The sequence below is a fragment of the Streptococcus bouchesdurhonensis genome (assembly GCF_948472335.1).
In genome coordinates this window covers 87,213-107,199 of the sequence record NZ_CAOKTW010000013.1, presented here as the reverse complement: position 1 = coordinate 107,199, position 19,987 = coordinate 87,213, and the positions used below count along the sequence as shown (strand labels likewise).

Annotated in this window: 15 protein-coding genes and 1 riboswitch; of the genes, 10 read left to right on the top strand and 5 right to left on the bottom strand. The window is 40.7% G+C overall.

Going from position 1 to position 19,987, the window contains the following annotated elements; genetic code table 11:
- Positions 1-111: 111 nt before the first annotated feature.
- Positions 112-1,362 carry a threonine ammonia-lyase IlvA gene (ilvA, locus tag QMQ21_RS17525; RefSeq protein WP_261814883.1) on the top strand — a complete coding sequence of 417 codons (1,251 nt, stop codon included), beginning with the start codon at positions 112-114 and terminating at the stop codon, positions 1,360-1,362.
- Between the two features lie 844 nt (positions 1,363-2,206).
- On the top strand, positions 2,207-2,422 hold the full coding sequence (locus QMQ21_RS17520) for a capsule biosynthesis transcriptional regulator (RefSeq protein WP_001130036.1): 216 nt from the start codon (positions 2,207-2,209) through the stop codon (positions 2,420-2,422).
- Between the two features lie 196 nt (positions 2,423-2,618).
- Here the strand turns inward: QMQ21_RS17520 and QMQ21_RS17515 are convergent, their stop codons facing one another.
- Together QMQ21_RS17515 and QMQ21_RS17510 are read right to left on the bottom strand one after the other, a co-directional pair.
- Entirely contained in the window at positions 2,619-3,359 is a 741-nt protein-coding gene (locus tag QMQ21_RS17515; RefSeq protein ID WP_000189477.1) for an amino acid ABC transporter ATP-binding protein, read from the bottom strand.
- The gene (locus QMQ21_RS17510; protein WP_045612303.1) at positions 3,359-4,924 is read right to left on the bottom strand and encodes an ABC transporter substrate-binding protein/permease; all 1,566 of its coding nucleotides are present in this window, start codon (positions 4,922-4,924) and stop codon (positions 3,359-3,361) included. Before QMQ21_RS17510 ends, QMQ21_RS17515 begins: the two co-directional genes overlap by 1 nt.
- Positions 4,925-5,063: 139 nt before the next feature.
- Between QMQ21_RS17510 and QMQ21_RS17505 the strand changes: the two genes are divergently transcribed.
- Complete coding sequence (locus tag QMQ21_RS17505) at positions 5,064-6,953, top strand: DUF2207 family protein (protein ID WP_284525509.1); 1,890 nt, start codon at positions 5,064-5,066, stop codon at positions 6,951-6,953.
- A 60-nt stretch (positions 6,954-7,013) separates the two neighbouring features.
- Positions 7,014-7,859: an undecaprenyl-diphosphate phosphatase gene (locus QMQ21_RS17500; protein ID WP_000280780.1), complete on the top strand. Its 846-nt coding sequence runs from the start codon at positions 7,014-7,016 to the stop codon at positions 7,857-7,859.
- A gap of 146 nt (positions 7,860-8,005) precedes the next feature.
- Here QMQ21_RS17500 and dinB read toward each other — a convergent pair whose 3' ends face one another.
- On the bottom strand, positions 8,006-9,067 hold the full coding sequence (gene dinB, locus QMQ21_RS17495; RefSeq protein WP_000904599.1) for a DNA polymerase IV: 1,062 nt from the start codon (positions 9,065-9,067) through the stop codon (positions 8,006-8,008).
- Between the two features lie 238 nt (positions 9,068-9,305).
- On the opposite strand from dinB, the gene pflB reads away from it, so the two are divergent.
- On the top strand, positions 9,306-11,621 hold the full coding sequence (gene pflB, locus QMQ21_RS17490; RefSeq protein WP_261814882.1) for a formate C-acetyltransferase: 2,316 nt from the start codon (positions 9,306-9,308) through the stop codon (positions 11,619-11,621).
- Positions 11,622-11,956: 335 nt separating this feature from the next.
- On the opposite strand, the gene QMQ21_RS17485 is transcribed toward pflB, so the two are convergent.
- Together QMQ21_RS17485 and trkA are read right to left on the bottom strand one after the other, a co-directional pair.
- Entirely contained in the window at positions 11,957-13,396 is a 1,440-nt protein-coding gene (locus tag QMQ21_RS17485; protein WP_001043441.1) for a TrkH family potassium uptake protein, read from the bottom strand.
- A gap of 3 nt (positions 13,397-13,399) precedes the next feature.
- Complete coding sequence (gene trkA, locus QMQ21_RS17480) at positions 13,400-14,749, bottom strand: Trk system potassium transporter TrkA (protein ID WP_261057161.1); 1,350 nt, start codon at positions 14,747-14,749, stop codon at positions 13,400-13,402.
- A 188-nt stretch (positions 14,750-14,937) separates the two neighbouring features.
- Here trkA and QMQ21_RS17475 point away from each other — a divergent pair, with 188 nt between their 5' ends.
- From QMQ21_RS17475 to QMQ21_RS17455, 5 genes are all read left to right on the top strand, one after another.
- On the top strand, positions 14,938-15,786 hold the full coding sequence (locus QMQ21_RS17475; RefSeq protein ID WP_049542540.1) for an SAM hydrolase/SAM-dependent halogenase family protein: 849 nt from the start codon (positions 14,938-14,940) through the stop codon (positions 15,784-15,786).
- Between the two features lie 15 nt (positions 15,787-15,801).
- Positions 15,802-16,347, top strand: a complete 546-nt coding sequence (locus QMQ21_RS17470; RefSeq protein ID WP_261057160.1) for an ECF-type riboflavin transporter substrate-binding protein — start codon at positions 15,802-15,804, stop codon at positions 16,345-16,347.
- 167 nt (positions 16,348-16,514) lie between these two features.
- Complete coding sequence (locus QMQ21_RS17465; RefSeq protein ID WP_261057159.1) at positions 16,515-18,197, top strand: ABC transporter ATP-binding protein; 1,683 nt, start codon at positions 16,515-16,517, stop codon at positions 18,195-18,197.
- Positions 18,182-19,012 (top strand): energy-coupling factor transporter transmembrane component T family protein, encoded by an 831-nt coding sequence (locus QMQ21_RS17460; protein WP_261057158.1) that lies wholly within the window; start codon positions 18,182-18,184, stop codon positions 19,010-19,012. The genes QMQ21_RS17465 and QMQ21_RS17460 overlap by 16 nt, the downstream gene beginning before the upstream one ends.
- Positions 19,013-19,204: 192 nt before the next feature.
- Positions 19,205-19,708, top strand: coding sequence for a tRNA (cytidine(34)-2'-O)-methyltransferase (locus QMQ21_RS17455; RefSeq protein ID WP_261057157.1), 504 nt, complete (start codon positions 19,205-19,207; stop codon positions 19,706-19,708).
- A gap of 59 nt (positions 19,709-19,767) precedes the next feature.
- Positions 19,768-19,986: riboswitch (FMN riboswitch) on the top strand.
- Position 19,987: the final 1 nt, after the last annotated feature.

Genomic DNA, 19,987 nt, shown 5'->3' with positions numbered 1-19,987 from the left:
GATAGAAATTAAGGTGAAGGCGAGTTGGGGGACTAACTCGCTTTTATAATCAATTCATCTCTTTTTTAAGAGGATGGATTGTGATAGTATGAGATAGTCTAGGAGAAAATGATGTTAAGTTCAAAAGATATAATCAAGGCTCACAAGGTCTTGAATGGTGTGGTTGTGAATACCCCACTGGATTACGACCATTATTTATCGGAGAAGTATGGTGCTAAGATTTATTTGAAAAAAGAAAATGCCCAACGTGTTCGCTCTTTTAAAATTCGTGGTGCCTATTATGCCATTTCCCAGCTCAGCAAGGAAGAACGTGAGCGTGGGGTAGTCTGCGCTTCTGCGGGGAATCATGCGCAGGGAGTTGCCTATACTTGCAATGAAATGAAGATTCCTGCAACTATTTTCATGCCAATTACTACTCCGCAACAAAAGATTGGTCAAGTTCGCTTTTTTGGTGGGGACTTCGTGACTATTAAATTAGTTGGAGATACTTTTGATGCCTCAGCCAAAGCAGCTCAAGAATTTACAGTCTCTGAAAATCGTACCTTTATTGATCCCTTTGATGATGCCCATGTTCAAGCTGGTCAAGGGACAGTTGCTTATGAGATTTTAGAAGAAGCTCGAAAAGAATCGATTGATTTTGATGCTGTTTTGGTCCCTGTTGGTGGCGGTGGTCTCATTGCTGGGGTTTCTACCTATATCAAGGAAATAAGTCCAGAGATTGAAGTCATTGGGGTAGAGGCTAATGGAGCGCGTTCCATGAAGGCTGCCTTTGAAGCTGGTGGACCAGTCAAACTCAAAGAAATTGACAAATTTGCGGATGGGATTGCTGTGCAAAAGGTAGGTCAGTTGACCTATGAAGCAACTCGTCAACATGTTCAAACTTTGGTAGGTGTCGATGAGGGATTGATTTCTGAAACCTTGATTGACCTTTATTCTAAGCAAGGGATAGTCGCAGAGCCTGCTGGAGCAGCTAGTATCGCCTCTCTAGAGGTTTTAGCTGAATATATCAAGGGGAAAACCATTTGTTGTATCATTTCTGGAGGAAATAATGATATCAACCGTATGCCAGAAATGGAGGAGCGCGCCTTGATTTATGATGGGATCAAGCATTACTTTGTGGTTAATTTTCCACAGCGTCCAGGGGCCTTGCGTGAGTTTGTAAATGATATCTTGGGGCCAAATGATGATATCACACGTTTTGAGTATATCAAACGAGCTAGCAAGGGGACAGGACCAGTATTAATTGGGATTGCCTTGGCAGATAAGCATGATTATGCAGGCTTGATTCGTCGAATGGAAGGTTTTGATCCATCTTATATTAACTTAAATGGTAATGAAACGCTCTATAATATGCTTGTCTGAGGACTAATAAAAAAATATCATATTATTTGCACAACTGATGTATAGGTGCTATAATGAGGGTGAAGAAAGGGGGCGATTCCTATGGACTTAGGAAATCGATTACGCTATTTCTATCACAAGTCATTATAGTACCTATTATTTTTTGATTCAGTTTATAGTAAGAGAGTAAAATTACTTGTTATATATAAGGAGTATTTTTAGAATCCACTATTTTATATATGTCTAATCTGAAATTTGGTTAAATATAATAGGAATTAGAAAAAATAATCAATACTAATGAGAAACCTTATACTGAGTTAACTGAGAAGAGTGATAAGATACTAAGAAGATAAAAACAGTGGAAAATGTTAGAAGATAGGATACTATTGTCTCCTAACGACTCATCTTTTTATAGGTTTGAAGAAATAAAAAGGAATATTGATAAAGTAAATAAATAGTACCAGTTGATCAAGTGAAAAGTGCTTATAAAGGCAGGAAGAATATCAAAGAAGGAGAAGAGAAATAATAGTTAGTAATAGTGTGGAGAGAAAGTCTTTCACTATTAGAAATATTGTTTTAAAGTTGGATAAATAGAATAAAGTTGAAGATAAAACCTGTCTAACCTATCCCGAACTGGCATTTGTAAATTATGAATATTTTTACAAACAAAAGAGTTAATAATACAATTATTTTAAAGGTATTTACTAATGGTTTATAGTAAGTAAAAACCTATATATTATCGGCTTTAATAAGATAGTAACAGAAAAATAAATCATTAATTTTATTGAATATATGTTTTTTTATTGACAAAACACATAAAAACGTATACAATTAAATATCGTAAAGAAGAAAATAGGAGAAGGACATGGCTAAGTCAAACTTTGAAAAAGTAGAATCAGTTGTTGGCTGGGTTCGTGATAAGAAGATCACAGGCTACCGTATCTCTAAAGAAACGAATGCGCGTGAAATGTCTATCATTGCTCTAGCGCAGGGTCGTGCAAAAGTAAAAAATATTTCATTTGAAACAGCTCTAGGTTTAATTGATTTCTATGAAAAAAATCATGAAAAATTTGAAGATTAATCTTTGGATGATGGCGGATTCTTGAATAGGGTCTGCCTTTTCATTTTGATACTCAATGAAAATCAAAGAGCAAACTAGGAAGCTAGCCGTAGGCTGTACTTGAGTACGGCAAGGCGAAGCTGACGTGGTTTGAATTTGATTTTCGAAGAGTATGAGGACAGCAAAAAGACTGCACGATTTATGCAGCCTTTTCTTTTTATTTGAGATAGCGTTGAAGGAACTCTTTTGTACGATCTTCTTTAGGATTGGTAAAGAGGTCTTCTGGTTTGCCTTCTTCAGCAATCACACCCTTATCCATAAAGATAACACGGTGAGAGACGTCACGGGCGAATTCCATTTCGTGGGTTACGACAATCATAGTCAAGCCTTCCTGAGCCAGATCTTGCATGATTTTGAGGACTTCTCCAACCATTTCTGGATCGAGAGCTGATGTTGGTTCATCAAAGAGAATGGCGTCAGGATTCATTGAAAGGGCACGAGCGATGGCCACACGTTGTTTTTGACCACCTGAGAGTTGTTTTGGTTTGGCTTGCCAGTAGCGTTCCCCCATGCCGACCTTTTCTAGGTTTTCTTTGGCAATCTTTTCAGCTTCTGTACGTTCGCGTTTAAGGACAGTTGTCTGAGCGACAATTGTGTTTTCAAGCACGTTGAGATTTTCAAAGAGGTTAAAGGATTGGAAAACCATTCCCAACTTTTCACGGTATTGCGTGAGGTCATAGCCTTTTTCGAGGACGTTTTGTCCATGATAAAGGATTTGTCCATCAGTTGGCGTTTCAAGGAGGTTAATGGAGCGTAGGAAGGTTGATTTTCCGCTTCCAGAGCTTCCGATGATAGAGATGACCTCTCCCTTGTGGACAGTCAGAGAAATGTCTTTTAGCACTTCGTTTTGTCCATAGGATTTTTTGAGGTGTTTAATTTCAAGGATTGCTTGTGTCATTATTTCAAATCCTCCGTTTGCATTTGGTTAGCACCTGTAGTATAGGTATCCATGTCCATGCGGCGTTCGATGAAGCGTAGGATACGTGTTACGGTAAAGGTGAGGACAAAGTAAATCACGGCGATGATTGTAAATGTCTGGAAGTATTGATAGGTTTGCGTTGCCACGGTATTTCCTGAGAAATAAAGTTCGACAACAGAGATAACGTTCAATACAGATGTATCTTTGATATTGATGACAAATTCATTACCAGTTGCTGGTAGGATATTGCGGACAACCTGAGGTAGGACAATCTTACGCATGGTTTGGTTATGAGTCATACCGAGTGCAGTTGCGGCTTCAAATTGTCCCTTGTCAACTGCTAGGATACCACCACGAACGATTTCGGTCATGTAGGCACCGGTGTTGATCGAAACGATGAAGATAGCAGCTAGTGTGCGGTCAAGGTTGATCCCGAAAGCTTGGGCAGTTCCATAGTAGATAACCATCGATTGAACGATCATAGGTGTACCACGGAAAATTTCAATGTAGACATTGAGAATCCAGCCGACTAGTTTTTGTAGGCCGTAAATGGCTTTGTTTTCAGAGAGAGGAGCAGTACGGAAAACACCGATGGCAAGACCGATAATGAGACCTATGATGGTTCCGACGATAGAGATTAAAAGAGTGATACCAGCACCACGCAAGAGTTGTTGCCAGTTTTCAGAAAGAATTTTAGCGACTTGGCTAAAGAAACTACTGCTAGTCTCTTCAGTTGTTGTAGCTTCGGCAGGTTGCTCTTTGATCATACGATCCATCAAGGCAACTTGGTCGTCTTTTGAAATGGTTTCAATGCTGGTATTGATTTGACTAATACGATTGTCATCTTTACGAAGTCCAATGGCAATAGCCGTATCTTCTTCCCCAGTTTTGAAACCTGGTTCTACTTGAACCATCTTGAACTTAGAGTTAGCAGCTTCAGCAGTCAGAGCTTCTGGTCGTTCAGAAACATAAGCATCGATAACACCAGCTTCAAGTGCTTGGCGCATTTGAGCGAAGTCTCCCATGGCAGTTTCTTTTTTAGCGCCTGGGATTTGACCAATCAAGTCATAAAGGTAGACACCTTGTTGAGAAGTGATTTTCGCACCGTTAAAGTCATCCAAAGATTTAGCACTTGCGTAGGCAGAATCTTTTTTGACAAGCAAAACTGGTTCGCTAGTGTAGTAACTGCTTGAAAAGGCAATTTCTTGTTTGCGTTCGGCAGTTGGACTCATACCTGCGATAATCATGTCAATCTTACCAGAAGTAAGGGCAGGGACTAGACCTTCCCACTTTGTTTTAACAACCAAAGGTTCTTTACCTAAGTCTTTAGCGATTTTCTTGGCGATTTGAACATCGTATCCGTTAGCATACTGGTTAGTCCCATCGATTTTGACAGCTCCATTGCTATCATCATCCTGAGTCCAGTTAAAGGGAGCATATGCTGCTTCCATCCCGATGCGTAAATATTCATCGGCTTGGGCAACATTGACAAGTCCCAGCATCAGCAAGAGACTTGTGAAAATAGATAAGTATATTTTTCTCATGATTTCTCCTATTTCTAATCTATTAAAAAATAACTGTCTCCTATTTTATCGAAAAAAACTCTATTTTTCAACATAGGTAAGCCCTTACTTATGAAAAAATGATATAATGATAGCAAAGATAAAAAAGGGGACTTAGTTGATGAAAAAAACTTTTTTCTTGCTGTTATTTTGTTTGTTTTGTATGTTTCCACTCTCGGTTTTTGCCATTGATTTTAAGATAAACTCTTATCAAGGAGATTTGTATATTCATGCAGACAATACGGCAGAATTTAGACAGAAGATAGTTTACCAGTTTGAGGAGGACTTTAAGGGGCAAATCGTGGGACTTGGACGTGCTGGCAAGATGCCTAGCGGATTTGAGATAGATCCTCAACCAAAGGTTCAGGCCTCGAAAAACGGTGCTGAACTGACAGACGTTACTAGCGAAGTGACAGAAGAGGCGAATGGTTATACTGTGAAAGTCTACAATTCAGGTCAAGAAGGCGACACAGTTGAAGTTGACCTCGTTTGGAACTTAAAGAATTTACTTTTCCTTTATGATGACATCGCTGAATTAAATTGGCAACCTCTGACAGATAGTTCAGGAGCTATTGGAAAGTTTGAATTTCATGTAAGGTGGGACAAGGGGGCTGAAAAACTCTTTTTCCATACAGGGAAACTTTTTAGAGAGGGAACGATTGAAAAGAGTAACCTTGATTATACTATCCGTTTAGACAATCTTCCGCCTAAGCGTGGAGTTGAATTGCATGCCTACTGGCCTCGAACTGATTTTGCTAGCGCTAGGGATCAGGGATTGAAAGGAAATCGTTTAGAAGAATTTAATAAGATAGAAGACTCGATTTTTAAAGAAAAAGAGCAAAGTAAACAACTCGTTACCTGGGTCTTCCCTTTGATACTTTCTATCTCCTTGTTATTGAGTGTCTGCTTCTATTTTATTTATAGAAGAAAGACCACTCCTTCGGTCAAATATGCCAAAAATCATCGTATCTATGAACCACCAATGGAATTAGAGCCTATGGTTTTATCAGAGGCTGTCTACTCGACCTCCTTGGAGGAAGTGAGTCCCTTGGTCAAGGGAGCTGGAAAATTTACCTTTGATCAACTTATTCAAGCTACCTTGCTAGATGTGATAGACCGTGGGAATGTCTCTATCATTTCAGAAGGAGATGCAGTTGGTTTGAGGCTAGTAAAAGAAGATGGTTTGTCAAGTTTTGAGAAAGACTGTCTAAATCTGGCTTTTTCAGGCAAAAAAGAAGAGATTCTTTCCAATTTGTTTGCGGATTACAAGGTATCTGATAGTCTTTATCGTAGAGCAAAAGCCTCTGATGAAAAACGGATTCAAGCAAGAGGGCTTCAACTCAAATCTTCTTTTGAAGAAGTATTGAACCAGATGCAAGAAGGAGTGAGAAAACGAATTTCCTTCTGGGGGCTTCCGGATTATTATCGTCCCTTGACTGATGGAGAAAAGGCCTTGCAAGCGGGGATGGGACTCTCTACTATCCTACCCCTATTTATCGGATTTGGTTTGTTCTTGTACAGTTTGGATGTTTATGGCTATCTTTTCCTCCCATTGCCTATACTTGGTTTTCTAGGTTTGGTGTTGGCTGTTTTCTATTATTGGAAGCTTCGGCTAGATAATCGTGATGGTGTCCTAAATGAAGCAGGAGCAGAAGTATACTATCTCTGGACCAGTTTTGAAAATATGTTGCGTGAGATTGCACGATTGGATCAGGCTGAATTGGAAAGTATTGTGGTCTGGAATCGCCTCTTGGTCTATGCGACTTTATTTGGCTATGCGGACAAGGTCAGCCATTTGATGAAGGTTCATCATATCCAAGTGGAAAATCCAGATATCAACCTCTATGTAGCTTATGGTTGGCATAGTATGTTTTATCATTCAAGTGCGCAAATGAGCCATTATGCCAGCGTCGCAAACACAGCAAGTACCTATTCCGTATCTTCTGGAAGTGGAAGTTCTGGCGGTGGCTTCTCTGGAGGAGGAGGCGGTGGCAGTATCGGTGCCTTTTAAAGAGAACTGCCATATACTGAAAAAGTATGCTATAATGGAAGATAGAAAAAGGAGTAATCTATGTATCTTATTGAAATTTTAAAATCTATCTTCTTCGGGATTGTTGAAGGAATTACGGAATGGTTGCCGATTTCGAGTACAGGTCACTTGATTTTAGCAGAGGAGTTTATCCAATACCAAAATCAAAATGAAGCCTTTATGTCCATGTTTAATGTCGTGATTCAGCTTGGTGCTATTTTAGCGGTTATGGTCATTTACTTTAACAAGCTCAATCCTTTCAAATCGACTAAGGATAAGCAGGAAGTTCGTAAGACTTGGAGACTGTGGTTGAAGGTCTTGGTTGCCACTTTGCCTTTACTTGCCGTCTTTAAATTTGATGATTGGTTTGATACCCACTTCCATAACATGGTTTCTGTTGCTCTCATGTTGATTATCTATGGGATTGCCTTTATCTATTTGGAAAAGCGCAATGAAGCGCGTGCTATAGAGCCAAGTGTAACAGAGTTGGACAAACTTCCTTATACGACAGCATTCTATATCGGACTCTTCCAAGTTCTTGCCCTTTTACCAGGAACTAGCCGTTCAGGAGCGACTATTGTCGGTGGTTTGTTAAATGGAACCAGTCGTTCTGTTGTGACGGAATTTACCTTCTATCTTGGAATTCCTGTTATGTTTGGAGCTAGTGCCTTAAAGATTTTCAAATTTATAAAAGCAGGACAACTCTTGAGCTTTGGGCAATTGTTCTTGCTCTTGGTTGCGATGGGAGTAGCCTTTGCAGTCAGCATGGTCGCTATTCGTTTCTTGACAAGCTATGTAAAAAAACACGACTTTACCCTTTTTGGTAAATACCGTATCGTGCTTGGTAGTGTCTTACTACTTTACAGCTTTGTCCGTTTATTTGTATAAGAAAAACCTTGAAGGGGCAACTCTTCAAGGTTTTATACTCTTCGAAAATCTCTTCAAACTGCATCAGCTCTATCTGCAACCTCAAAACAGTGTTTTGAGCAGCCTGCGGCTAGCTTTCTAGTTTGCTCTTTGATTTTCATTGAGCTTTAAAATCCAGTTACGGTAATCCCCAGCAGGCGGACGCCTTTTTCTTTCTCGTCCAACTCTTCATAGAGTTGCAGGGCTATTTGGCTGATCTGACTAGCATCCTGCGTTTTTTGATCCAGACTTTTTCGTTTAGTCAGAGTTGAAAAGTCTTCGTAGCGGATTTTCAGAATGACAATTTTTCCAGCTTTTTCTTGTTGACTGAGATTGAGAGCGACTCTTTCTGATAGGAGAGTCAGCTCTTTTTTGATGTCTTCCTCGGCACGGAGAATTTTTCCATAGGTTTTCTCTTTCCCGATTGATTTACGGATACGATTGGATTTGACCGGGGAATTGTGAATACCACGAGCCTTTCGATAAAGGTCATAGCCCAGTCTGCCAAAACGGTCTATCAGGGTCACTTCAGGGACTTCAAGCAAATCAGCGCCGGTAAAAACACCCATTTGATGAAGTCTTTCCACCGTCTTTTTTCCTACTCCATGAAACTTGGAAATATCCATTTGTTTGAGGAAATCCTCAGCCTGGTCAGGTAAAATCACTGTCAGACCATGTGGCTTTTGATAATCACTAGCCATTTTAGCTAAGAATTTGTTGTAGGAAACGCCAGCAGAAGCAGTTAGATGGAGTTCTTGCCAAATATCCTCTTGAATGAGGCGAGCGATTTTGACCGCTGACTTGATACCGAGTTTATTTTCTGTCACATCTAAATAGGCTTCGTCAATGCTCATGGGTTCAATCAAATCTGTATAACGCTTAAAGATAGCTCGAATCTGGAGGCCCACAGTCTTGTATTTCTCATAATTCCCTGAGATAAAGACGGCCTGGGGACAACGCTCATAGGCTTCTTTGGAACTCATGGCTGAATGGACACCAAAAGCTCGCGCCTCATAGCTACAAGTGGAAACGACACCACGCCCACCTGTTTGTCGAGGGTCGCTACCGATAATGACAGGTTTTCCTCTGAGTTTAGGATTATCTCTGATTTCGACCGCAGCAAAAAAGGCATCCATGTCAATATGGATGATTTTTCTTGACAAATCATTTAATAAAGGAAAAATCAACATGTCTGGTCCCCTTTTTACTGCTTATTTTCTTTTATTATACCCTTTTTTCTGAAAAAAAGAAAAAAGGCTTTAATTTTTTCAAAAATATAATACAGTTTGGGATAAAATATAGACTGTTTTAGAAAAGAAAGTGTAAAAATAGGGATTTATCACTTGTTGAAATCGGTTACTGTATGGTATACTTGTCTCATGAATGTAACAGATGGATGTTACTAGAAAGAAAAAAGAGGACATTAACATGGTTGTTAAGACAGTTGTTGAAGCACAAGATATTTTTGACAAAGCTTGGGAAGGCTTCAAAGGCGTAGATTGGAAAGAAAAAGCAAGTGTGTCACGCTTTGTACAAGCTAACTACACACCTTATGACGGAGACGAAAGCTTCCTTGCAGGACCAACAGAACGTTCACTTCACATCAAAAAAATTGTAGAAGAAACTAAGGCTCACTACGAAGAAACTCGTTTCCCAATGGACACTCGTCCAACTTCTATCGCTGATATCCCTGCAGGATTTATCGATAAAGAAAACGAAGTTATCTTTGGTATCCAAAATGACGAACTCTTCAAATTGAACTTCATGCCAAAAGGTGGTATCCGTATGGCTGAAACCACTTTGAAAGAAAATGGATACGAACCAGACCCAGCTGTTCACGAAATCTTCACTAAATACGTAACAACAGTTAACGACGGTATCTTCCGCGCTTACACTTCAAACATTCGTCGCGCTCGTCACGCTCACACTGTAACTGGTCTTCCAGATGCATACTCACGCGGACGTATTATCGGTGTTTACGCACGTCTTGCTCTTTACGGTGCAGACTACTTGATGCAAGAAAAAGTAAACGACTGGAATGCAATCGAAGAAATCGATGAAGAAACAATTCGTCTTCGTGAAGAAATCAACCTTCAATACCAAGCATTGCAACAAGTTGTTCGCTTGGGTGACCTTTACGGAGTTGATGTTCGCAAACCAGCGATGAACGTTAAAGAAGCAATCCAATGGGTTAATATCGCCTTCATGTCTGTCTGCCGTGTTATCAACGGTGCTGCTACATCTCTAGGACGTGTACCAATCGTATTGGACATCTTTGCAGAACGTGACCTTGCTCGTGGTACATTTACTGAATCAGAAATCCAAGAATTCGTTGATGATTTCGTTATGAAACTTCGTACAGTTAAATTTGCTCGTACAAAAGCTTACGACCAATTGTACTCAGGTGACCCAACCTTCATCACAACTTCTATGGCTGGTATGGGTAACGACGGTCGTCACCGTGTTACTAAGATGGACTACCGTTTCTTGAACACACTTGACAGCATCGGTAACTCTCCAGAACCAAACTTGACAGTTCTTTGGACTGATAAATTGCCATACAACTTCCGTCGCTACTGTATGCACATGAGCCACAAACACTCTTCAATCCAATATGAAGGTGTAACAACAATGGCTAAAGACGGATATGGTGAAATGAGCTGTATCTCATGCTGTGTGTCTCCACTTGACCCAGAAAATGAAGAACAACGCCACAACATCCAGTACTTCGGTGCTCGTGTAAACGTATTGAAAGCCCTTCTTACTGGTTTGAACGGTGGTTACGACGATGTTCACAAAGACTACAAAGTATTTGACATCGAACCAATCCGTGACGAAGTTCTTGAATTTGAATCAGTTAAAGCTAACTTTGAAAAATCTCTTGACTGGTTGACTGACACTTACGTAGATGCTTTGAACATCATCCACTACATGACTGATAAGTACAACTACGAAGCTGTTCAAATGGCCTTCTTGCCAACTAAACAACGTGCGAACATGGGATTCGGTATCTGTGGATTTGCTAACACTGTTGATACATTGTCAGCTATCAAATACGCTACAGTTAAACCAATCCGTGACGAAAATGGCTACATCTACGATTACGAAACAATCGGTGAATACCCACGTTGGGGTGAAGATGACCCACGTTCAAACGAATTGGCAGAATGGTTGATCGAAGCTTACACAACTCGTCTACGTAGCCACAAACTTTACAAAGACGCAGAAGCTACAGTATCACTTTTGACAATCACATCTAATGTTGCTTACTCTAAACAAACTGGTAACTCACCAGTCCACAAAGGTGTATACCTCAACGAAGATGGTTCTGTCAACTTGTCTAAACTTGAATTCTTCTCACCAGGTGCTAACCCATCTAACAAAGCTAAAGGTGGATGGTTGCAAAACTTGAACTCACTTTCTAGCCTTGACTTTAGTTATGCAGCTGATGGTATCTCATTGACTACACAAGTATCACCTCGCGCTCTTGGTAAGACTCGTGACGAACAAGTTGATAACTTGGTAACAATCCTTGATGGTTACTTTGAAAACGGTGGACAACACGTTAACTTGAACGTTATGGACTTGAACGATGTTTACGAAAAGATCATGTCAGGTGAAGACGTTATCGTACGTATCTCTGGATACTGTGTAAACACTAAATACCTCACTCCAGAACAAAAAACTGAATTGACACAACGTGTCTTCCACGAAGTTCTTTCAATGGATGATGCATTGAGCTAATCAATTAACTTGAATAATGAAAAGGAACCCTCGGTCAAACGACTGAGGGTTATTTTTTGGACTATTAAATTCCTTAAGTCAGGTATTGAAATGTCTGACCGGGATTCAAAGATACTTGTTGAGTTGCGGGAGGTATTTGATACTCAATGAAAATCAAAGAGCAAACTAGGAAGCTAGCCGCAGGTTGCTCAAAGCACCGCTTTGAGGTTGTAGATAAGACTGACAAAGTCAGTCACACATATACGGCAAGGCGAAGCTGACGTGGTATTTTTATTTTCGAAGAGTATGAAAATAAAAATACCACACTTTGTAGGTTTACAAGGTGTGGTTGTATTTTATCTCTTAGACCAAGTTCTCTTCATAAAGAGAAGTAGGATTGGATAAATCTCCAAGCGCCCTGCAATCATTGCAAAGGAGAGGAGAATTTTTGAGATAGGACTAAAGATTGAGAAGCTAGAAGTGGTTCCTAGAATAGGTCCGATATTATTGAAACAGCTAAAGACAGCACTGGTAACGACTAGAAAATCATTGCTATCTAGGCTGACAATAAAGATAAGGGATAGCAAAATCATAGAATAGATGACAAAGTACTTGAGAATCTTATGCTGGGTATCTTTGTCAATCACCGTTTTATTAACATGGAGGGTCAAAACACGGTGGGGCGATAGAATTGACAAAATTTGGTTTTTGGCAATTTTTGAAAGGATGAGGCCTCGAATAACCTTGAGTCCACCTGCGGTTGAACCAGCAGAACCACCGATTCCCATGAGGAAGAGAAGGATAAACTGGGAGAAGAGGGGCCAGTTGGTAATATCCCCGTAACCAAAACCAGTCGTCGTAATGATATTGGAAACTTGGAAGAAGGCCATTTCAAAACTCTTTGAAAATCCTGGATAGAGATAGAGAGTATTGAGGCTAATCAAGCCTGTAGAAAGCAGAACAATTACCAAGTAAGCTCGGAGTTCTTCATCTCCAAAGAAGGCCTTGACGCGACGGAGCATGAGGTAGTAGTAGAGATTGAAATTTACCCCAAAAACCAAAACTCCGATACTAACCAGATAGGTAATCAGTGAGCTACCATAGTGGGCGATTCCATCGTTATAGACGGTAAAACCTCCTGTACCTGCTGTTCCCATGGCAATGACAAAACTATCAAATAGGGGCATGCCAGCCAGATAATAGATGATGACAAAGAGGGAGAAGAGAGCTAGATAAAGGAGATAGAGAATCTGGGCAGTATTTTTGAGTTTGGATACAACCTTGCCAAAAACAGGGCCAGGAACCTCAGCTTTCATCACTTCTAGGTGGCTATTCTTGGCATTGTCCATAATAGCAAGTGCAAAAACAAGCACTCCCATCCCTCCAATCAAGTGGGTAAAACTTCGCCAGAAGAGGAGGGAACGACTGAGAACCGAAACGTCGTTCAGAATAGTTGCTCCAGTAGTTGTAAAGCCAGAACTAATTTCAAAAAAGGCATCGATAACGCTGGGAATTTGCTTAGCAAAAACAAAGGGGAGACCGCCAAAGAAGGACCAAAGGATCCAACAGAGGGCAACAATCAAGACTCCCTCCTTGGCATAAATCCGTTGATTTTTGGGCTTTTGTAAAATTCCTGAACCGCCTAGTAATACGAGAATCCCTATTGTTGAAAAGAGGGCCGTAAAGACTTGGCTCGATTCACGGTAATAGACAGCGACAGACACAGGAACCAAAAGAAGAACAGCTTCAATCAAAAGTAATTTTGAAAGGAGGTAGCGAATCATACTTTTATTCATTTCTTACCTCGCGATCAAGTCATAAATCTTGGTGATGTTTGGCAACAAGGTTGTTACTAGGAGCTTGTCTCCAACTTCCAACATATCCTCCCCAGTAGGGAAAATAGTCTTGCCCTTTCGAATGATGGCTGCTATAAGAACCCCTTTTTTTAGTTTTAGTTGAGAAAGAGGTTTGGCAGTCATTTTATTAGCTTCCTTGATATGAAATTGCAGGGTTTCGATTTGGCCATTGGCTAGATGGTGCATGGCCTGAAGGTCTGAATACTGGGCATTAACCCGACCACGAATAAAGTGCATAATCGTATCTACAGCGATGCTTTTAGGTGTGATGATACTTGAAAAATCAGGTGCATTGATAATCTCGAGGAGACTGGTACGATTGACCTTGGTGATATTTTTCTGTACACCTACCCTGTCAAGGAACATAGAGGTAATCAGATTTTCCTCATCGACTCCTGTTAGAGTCGCAACGGCATCATAGTTTTGAGCACTTTCTTCCAGCAGGATATCTTTTGCGGTACCATCTCCTTGAACGATGTAGAGATTTGGGAATTTCTCGCTAAAGAAGCTAGCGATTTCAGGATTGATTTCAATAACCTTGGTATCGATACGACTGTCTTTGAGGATACCTAGTAGATAATAGGCAATTCTACCAGCTCCAACAATAAGAAGGCTCTTCACGGCACGAGATTTAAAATAATTATGGAAGAGCATCATATCAACACGGTTACCAGTGACAAAGATTCTATCTTTATCCTGTACAGTCATGTCGCCACTTGGAATGATAATTTGATGATCCCTCTCTATCGCACAGACAATGACATTGCCGAATTTTTTCCGAAAATCAGAAATGGGCATTTGGCAAAGACCACTGGAGGATTTAACAGTGAATTCCATCAAGCTGACCCGTCCACCAAAGAAACGTTCGACAGAGAGGGCGTTGGGGAAGTCAATGATATTCGCGATAGCGCGGGCAGCCAAGAGCTCAGGGTTAACGATAAGAGAAAAACCGAGAATATTCTTTTCCTTGAAATAAGAGTTAGAATATTCAGGGTTCCGCACCCGAACGATGGTCTCTTTAGCTCCCATTTTTTTGGCTAGAACGGCTGCAATCATGTTCACTTCATCGTATTCAGTCAGGGCGATAAAGATATCACAATCCTGGACACTGGCTTGCTCAAGGATGGTAAAATCGGCCCCGTTACCAAGGATACCCATGATATCAAAGCGATTAACAATATGATTGAGGACAGCTTCGTCTTGCTCAATCAGCAAAACATCATGCTTTTCTGCAAGCAAAGAGCGACAGAGGGCAGAACCAACTTTTCCCCCTCCGACAAGGATAATTTTCATAATAAAACCTACTTTTTCATGATGTAACTATCATACCTTTTTTCAAGAAAAAATGCACCTACTAGCTAATCACCAGAGTTTTTAGTAGGAAATTTGCTATAAGGTAAAACTATACCCTAACCAATTGAAATAGCTATTAGCGACTTTCTCTGAAATATGGTATGATAAAGGGTGTATAAGGAGATAAAATGAATAATAATTTACTGGTATTACAATCAGACTTTGGTCTGGTAGATGGTGCGGTATCGGCTATGATTGGAGTGGCTTTAGAAGAATCTCCAACCTTAAAAATTCATCACTTGACGCACGATATTACGCCTTATAATATTTTTGAGGGGAGTTATCGTCTCTTTCAGACGGTGGATTACTGGCCTGAGGGAACGACTTTTGTATCGGTTGTCGATCCAGGTGTCGGCTCGAAACGTAAGAGTGTAGTTGCCAAGACTGCAAAAAATCAATACATTGTCACGCCAGATAATGGGACGCTTTCTTTTATCAAGAAACACGTTGGCATTGTAGCTATTCGTGAGATTTCTGAAGTGGCCAATAGACGTCAAAATACAGAGCATTCTTATACCTTCCACGGTCGTGATGTCTATGCCTATACTGGTGCTAAACTGGCCAGTGGTCACATTTCTTTTGAGGAAGTGGGACCAGAGCTCAGTGTGGATCAGATTGTGGAGCTTCCAGTCGTAGAGACCATCATTGAAGACCATTTGGTGAAGGGAGCTATTGATATTCTGGATGTGCGTTTCGGCTCGCTTTGGACCTCTATCACACGAGAAGAGTTTTACAAGCTGGGACCAGCATTCGGTGACCGTTTTGAGGTGACTATCTATCATGCAGATATGCTGGTCTATCAAAATCAGGTTGTTTATGGCAAATCATTTGCAGATGTGAGAATTGGGCAACCCATCCTTTACATCAACTCTCTCTATCGTTTAGGTCTGGCTATCAACCAAGGTTCCTTTGCCAAGGCCTATAATGTGGGTGTCGGTTCATCTTGGACCATTGAAATAAAGAAAATAGAATCATAAAATAGGAGAATATAGATGAAAAATCAATCAATTAAACAAGTTGTTGCTATCGGTGTTGGAGCTGCGCTCTTTGTTGTCATCGGGATGATCAGCATTCCGACACCTGTTCCAAATACAAGCATCCAGCTTCAGTATGCGGTACAGAGCCTCTTATCTATCATTTTTGGCCCTCTAGTGGGATTACTTGTTGGTTTAATTGGTCATGCAGTGAAGGACTCTCTTGCTGGCTACGGTCTTTGGTGGACTTGGATTATTGCTAGTGGTCTCTTTGGTCTAGCCGTCGGACTCTTTAGAAAATACATTCGAGTAACACAGGGTGTTTTTGAGTTGAAGGATATTGTCTTCTTTAACCTCATTCAGATTGTTGCAAATGCTCTTGTTTGGGGTGTCTTGGCACCACTTGGAGATGTTGTGATTTATCAAGAAGCGGCAGAAAAAGTATTTGCCCAAGGGATTGTTGCGGGTATTGGTAATGCTGTAACTGTAGCTATCGCAGGTACCCTTCTCTTGCTAGCTTATTCACGTACGCAGACTCGTTCAGGAAGTTTGAAAAAGGATTAATATAAGGGAAAAGGCTGGGAAACCGGTCTTTTTCGATGTTTATAGGCTAGTAAGGTAAGCAAGCTAGGCTAGGAATTTTTTGGCACTAAGATTTTAAGAGAAGAGTCTGCAAGAAGGGGTAGATTTATGATAAAATAGAAGTCTAAGAAGCGAATGAAGAGAGTAAGATGAAAGAAGCTATAATTGAGTGGAAGGATTTCTCTTTCCGGTATGAAACACAACAAGAGCCGACCTTGCAAGGGGTGGATTTGACTATTTATAAGGGAGAGAAAGTCTTAATTGTTGGCCCATCTGGGTCAGGTAAATCTACCTTGGGTCAGTGTTTGAATGGAATTATTCCCAATATTTACAAGGGTCAGATGTCTGGAGAATTTTTGATCAAGGGGCAAGCGGCCTTTGATATGAGTGTCTATGATAAGTCTCATCTGGTCAGCACGGTTTTGCAGGATACAGATGGGCAGTTTATCGGCTTGTCCGTGTCAGAGGACTTGGCTTTTGCTCTGGAAAATGATGTGACAGCCCTAGATGAGATGAAAAATCGTGTTTATAAATGGGCTGAAAAGCTGGACCTTCTTGATTTACTAGCTCAGCGACCTCAGGATTTGTCTGGTGGACAAAAGCAGCGAGTCAGTCTGGCTGGTGTCTTGATTGATGAGAGTCCGATTCTTTTGTTTGATGAGCCACTCGCTAATCTGGATCCCAAGTCAGGTCAGGATATTATCGAATTGATTGACCAGATTCATAAGGAGGAGGGGACGACGACTCTTATTATCGAGCACCGTTTAGAGGATGTTCTGCATCGCCCTGTGGATCGGATTATCTTGATAAACGATGGTCGTATCCTCTTTAATGGGAGTCCTGACCAGTTACTGGCGACTGATTTATTGACACAAAATGGAATTCGGGAACCCCTTTACCTAACCACTCTCCGTCAATTGGGTGTGGATTTAGTCAAGGAAGAACAATTAGCAGATCTGGATAACTTGTCTATCTCAAAAGGTCATGTTCAGTTAAAGACTGAATTGGTAAAAGAAACCCCAGAATTGCAGTCACTCTTTAAATTAGAGGACGTGTCTTTTTCTTATGATGATAGACCGATTTTAAAATCCATTCATTTAGATATTAAAAAGGGTGAAAAGATTGCCATTGTCGGGAAAAATGGGGCTGGGAAATCAACCCTTGCCAAGGCCTTAAGTAGCTTTATTCAGACGGAAGGTCGCTATCTGTGGGAAGGGCAGGAGATCAAAGAAGACTCTGTTGCAGAGCGGGCGGAACGAGTAGGCTATGTGCTGCAAAATCCTAATCAAATGATTTCAACCAATATGATTTTTGATGAGGTGGCTCTAGGACTTCGTTTGCGAGGTGTGGACGAGCAGGAAATTGAAACGAGAGTCTATGAAACCTTGAAAATCTGTGGTCTCTATGAATTCCGTAATTGGCCTATTTCTGCCCTGTCATTTGGTCAGAAAAAACGTGTCACCATTGCTTCAATTTTGGTCTTGGGGGCTGAAATTATCCTCTTAGATGAGCCGACAGCAGGTCAAGACCAGAAGAATTATACTGAGATTATGGAATTTCTTGAAAAACTGCATCAAAAAGGTCATACCATTGTCATGATTACCCATGATATGCAATTGATGCTGGATTATTCAGACCGAGCTCTTGTCATGGTGGATGGGGAATTGATTGCCGATACTGATCCAGCCAGTCTTTTGAGCAATCCTGAGCTGCTAGTAAAAGCCAATCTAAAAGAAACCTCTATCTTTAACTTGGCTAAGAAACTAGACGTGGATCCACTTGCTTTAACGGCATTTTACAAAGAAAGGAGAGAAGGATGCAAGCTAAATTAATCGGTTACCAGCATAGAGATACTGTGATTCATCGCTTGTCAGGTGCTGGTAAACTCCTCTTTTTCATTCTCGTGTCATTGGCGGCCATGATTAGCTATGATACCAGACTGCTTGTTCTGATTGCCATCTTTTCGGTCTTTCTCCTCTATTTGTCAGAAATCCATTTTAAAGATGTTTCCTTTGTGGCAGTTTTTGCGACGGTATTTGCCGTTTTAAACGTCTTGATGGTCTATCTCTTTTCTCCTGAGTACGGAGTGGGGCTGTATGGTGCTAAAAGTGTCATTTGGCAAGGAATCGGTGCCTACACTCTGACCAGTCAAGAGCTCTTTTATCTGCTAAATCTGGCCATTAAGTACCTTTGCACCATTCCTCTGGCTATTATCTTTTTGATGACAACCCACCCTAGTCAGTTTGCTTCCAGTTTAAATCAAATTGGAGTGCCTTACAAGATTGCCTATTCTGTCAGCCTGACCTTGCGTTATATTCCAGATTTGCAGGAAGAATTCTTTACCATCAAGATGTCTCAGGAAGCGCGTGGGATGGAATTATCTAAGAAAGCTTCTCTCATGCAACGAATCAAAGGCAATCTGCGCATTATTACTCCCTTGATTTTTAGCTCGCTAGAACGCATTGATACCATCGCGACCGCCATGGAGCTTCGACGCTTTGGGAAAGAGAAAAAACGCACTTGGTATAGTTATCAGGCCTTGAAAAAAGGAGACTATCTTACCTTGTTCTTTGCAGCCTTGTTTTTAGTAACTAGTTTACTACTTATCTTGCAGAATCAGGGACGATTTTACAACCCTTGGAAATAGCTTGAAAAAATTGAAAAAATCAAGTCGTTTCTATTGACAATGATTCTGAAAGTGTTATACTAAGAAAGTAGTTTCGCTGATTTACTTCAAACCTGTTGTGAGGTAAGTTAACGATGCCTTAACCACGCTGTTTGCTGAGCTTGACTCCGGGCAGTGTGGCTATTTTTTTGCAATGGTAAAAGGAAGCAAGTCATGACAAATCACATTGTATTATTTGAACCACAAATTCCACAAAATACAGGCAATATCGCGCGTACTTGCGCTGCAACCAATTCTCCCCTCCACATCATCAAGCCTATGGGCTTTCCTATTGATGACCGTAAGATGAAGAGAGCTGGATTGGATTATTGGGATAAGCTAGAGATTTATTTTTACGAGAGTTTAGAGGATTTCATGTCTCAGATGAAGGGCAACCTCTATCTGATTTCTAAATTCGCTGAGAAAGTGTATTCTGATGTGGATTTATCGACTAACGAAGACCATTATTTTCTATTTGGACGTGAAGACAAGGGCTTGCCGGAGGACTTTATGCGAGAACATCCTGAGAAAGCTCTCCGTATTCCCATGAATGATGAACATGTTCGCAGTCTCAATGTGTCTAATACCGTCTGCATGATTGTCTATGAGGCTCTCCGCCAGCAGAACTTTGCAGGTCTTGAGCTTGTTCATACCTATGAAGTGGATAAATTGAAATAAAAAATGAAAATGAAAATGAACAAAATGCTTGCGCTTGCAAGCGTTTTTTGTTATGATAAAAGAGTCTTCAGGGCAGGGTGTGATTCCCGACCGGCGGTAAATTTGACTAGCTATTTTAGCTTTCTCGTCGTTGTCTTGTCTCGATATACTTTAAGTATTATCTTCGACTGCGACGCCTAGATAAATCTAAAATATCTTAGCCAAATAAGTCCGCGAGCGCAAGCTGATGTGGTGAGATTCCACAACCGACAGTATAGTCTGGATGGGAGAAGACGAAAG

What these genes read in the sequence shown, in the direction of transcription:
- ilvA (WP_261814883.1), top strand. Translation starts at nt 112, where the DNA reads ATGTTAAGTTCAAAAGATATAATCAAGGCTCACAAGGTCTTGAATGGT.
- QMQ21_RS17520 (WP_001130036.1), top strand. Translation starts at nt 2,207, where the DNA reads ATGGCTAAGTCAAACTTTGAAAAAGTAGAATCAGTTGTTGGCTGGGTT.
- QMQ21_RS17515 (WP_000189477.1), bottom strand. Translation starts at nt 3,359, where the DNA reads ATGACACAAGCAATCCTTGAAATTAAACACCTCAAAAAATCCTATGGA.
- QMQ21_RS17510 (WP_045612303.1), bottom strand. Translation starts at nt 4,924, where the DNA reads ATGAGAAAAATATACTTATCTATTTTCACAAGTCTCTTGCTGATGCTG.
- QMQ21_RS17505 (WP_284525509.1), top strand. Translation starts at nt 5,064, where the DNA reads ATGAAAAAAACTTTTTTCTTGCTGTTATTTTGTTTGTTTTGTATGTTT.
- QMQ21_RS17500 (WP_000280780.1), top strand. Translation starts at nt 7,014, where the DNA reads ATGTATCTTATTGAAATTTTAAAATCTATCTTCTTCGGGATTGTTGAA.
- dinB (WP_000904599.1), bottom strand. Translation starts at nt 9,067, where the DNA reads ATGTTGATTTTTCCTTTATTAAATGATTTGTCAAGAAAAATCATCCAT.
- pflB (WP_261814882.1), top strand. Translation starts at nt 9,306, where the DNA reads ATGGTTGTTAAGACAGTTGTTGAAGCACAAGATATTTTTGACAAAGCT.
- QMQ21_RS17485 (WP_001043441.1), bottom strand. Translation starts at nt 13,396, where the DNA reads ATGAATAAAAGTATGATTCGCTACCTCCTTTCAAAATTACTTTTGATT.
- trkA (WP_261057161.1), bottom strand. Translation starts at nt 14,749, where the DNA reads ATGAAAATTATCCTTGTCGGAGGGGGAAAAGTTGGTTCTGCCCTCTGT.
- QMQ21_RS17475 (WP_049542540.1), top strand. Translation starts at nt 14,938, where the DNA reads ATGAATAATAATTTACTGGTATTACAATCAGACTTTGGTCTGGTAGAT.
- QMQ21_RS17470 (WP_261057160.1), top strand. Translation starts at nt 15,802, where the DNA reads ATGAAAAATCAATCAATTAAACAAGTTGTTGCTATCGGTGTTGGAGCT.
- QMQ21_RS17465 (WP_261057159.1), top strand. Translation starts at nt 16,515, where the DNA reads ATGAAAGAAGCTATAATTGAGTGGAAGGATTTCTCTTTCCGGTATGAA.
- QMQ21_RS17460 (WP_261057158.1), top strand. Translation starts at nt 18,182, where the DNA reads ATGCAAGCTAAATTAATCGGTTACCAGCATAGAGATACTGTGATTCAT.
- QMQ21_RS17455 (WP_261057157.1), top strand. Translation starts at nt 19,205, where the DNA reads ATGACAAATCACATTGTATTATTTGAACCACAAATTCCACAAAATACA.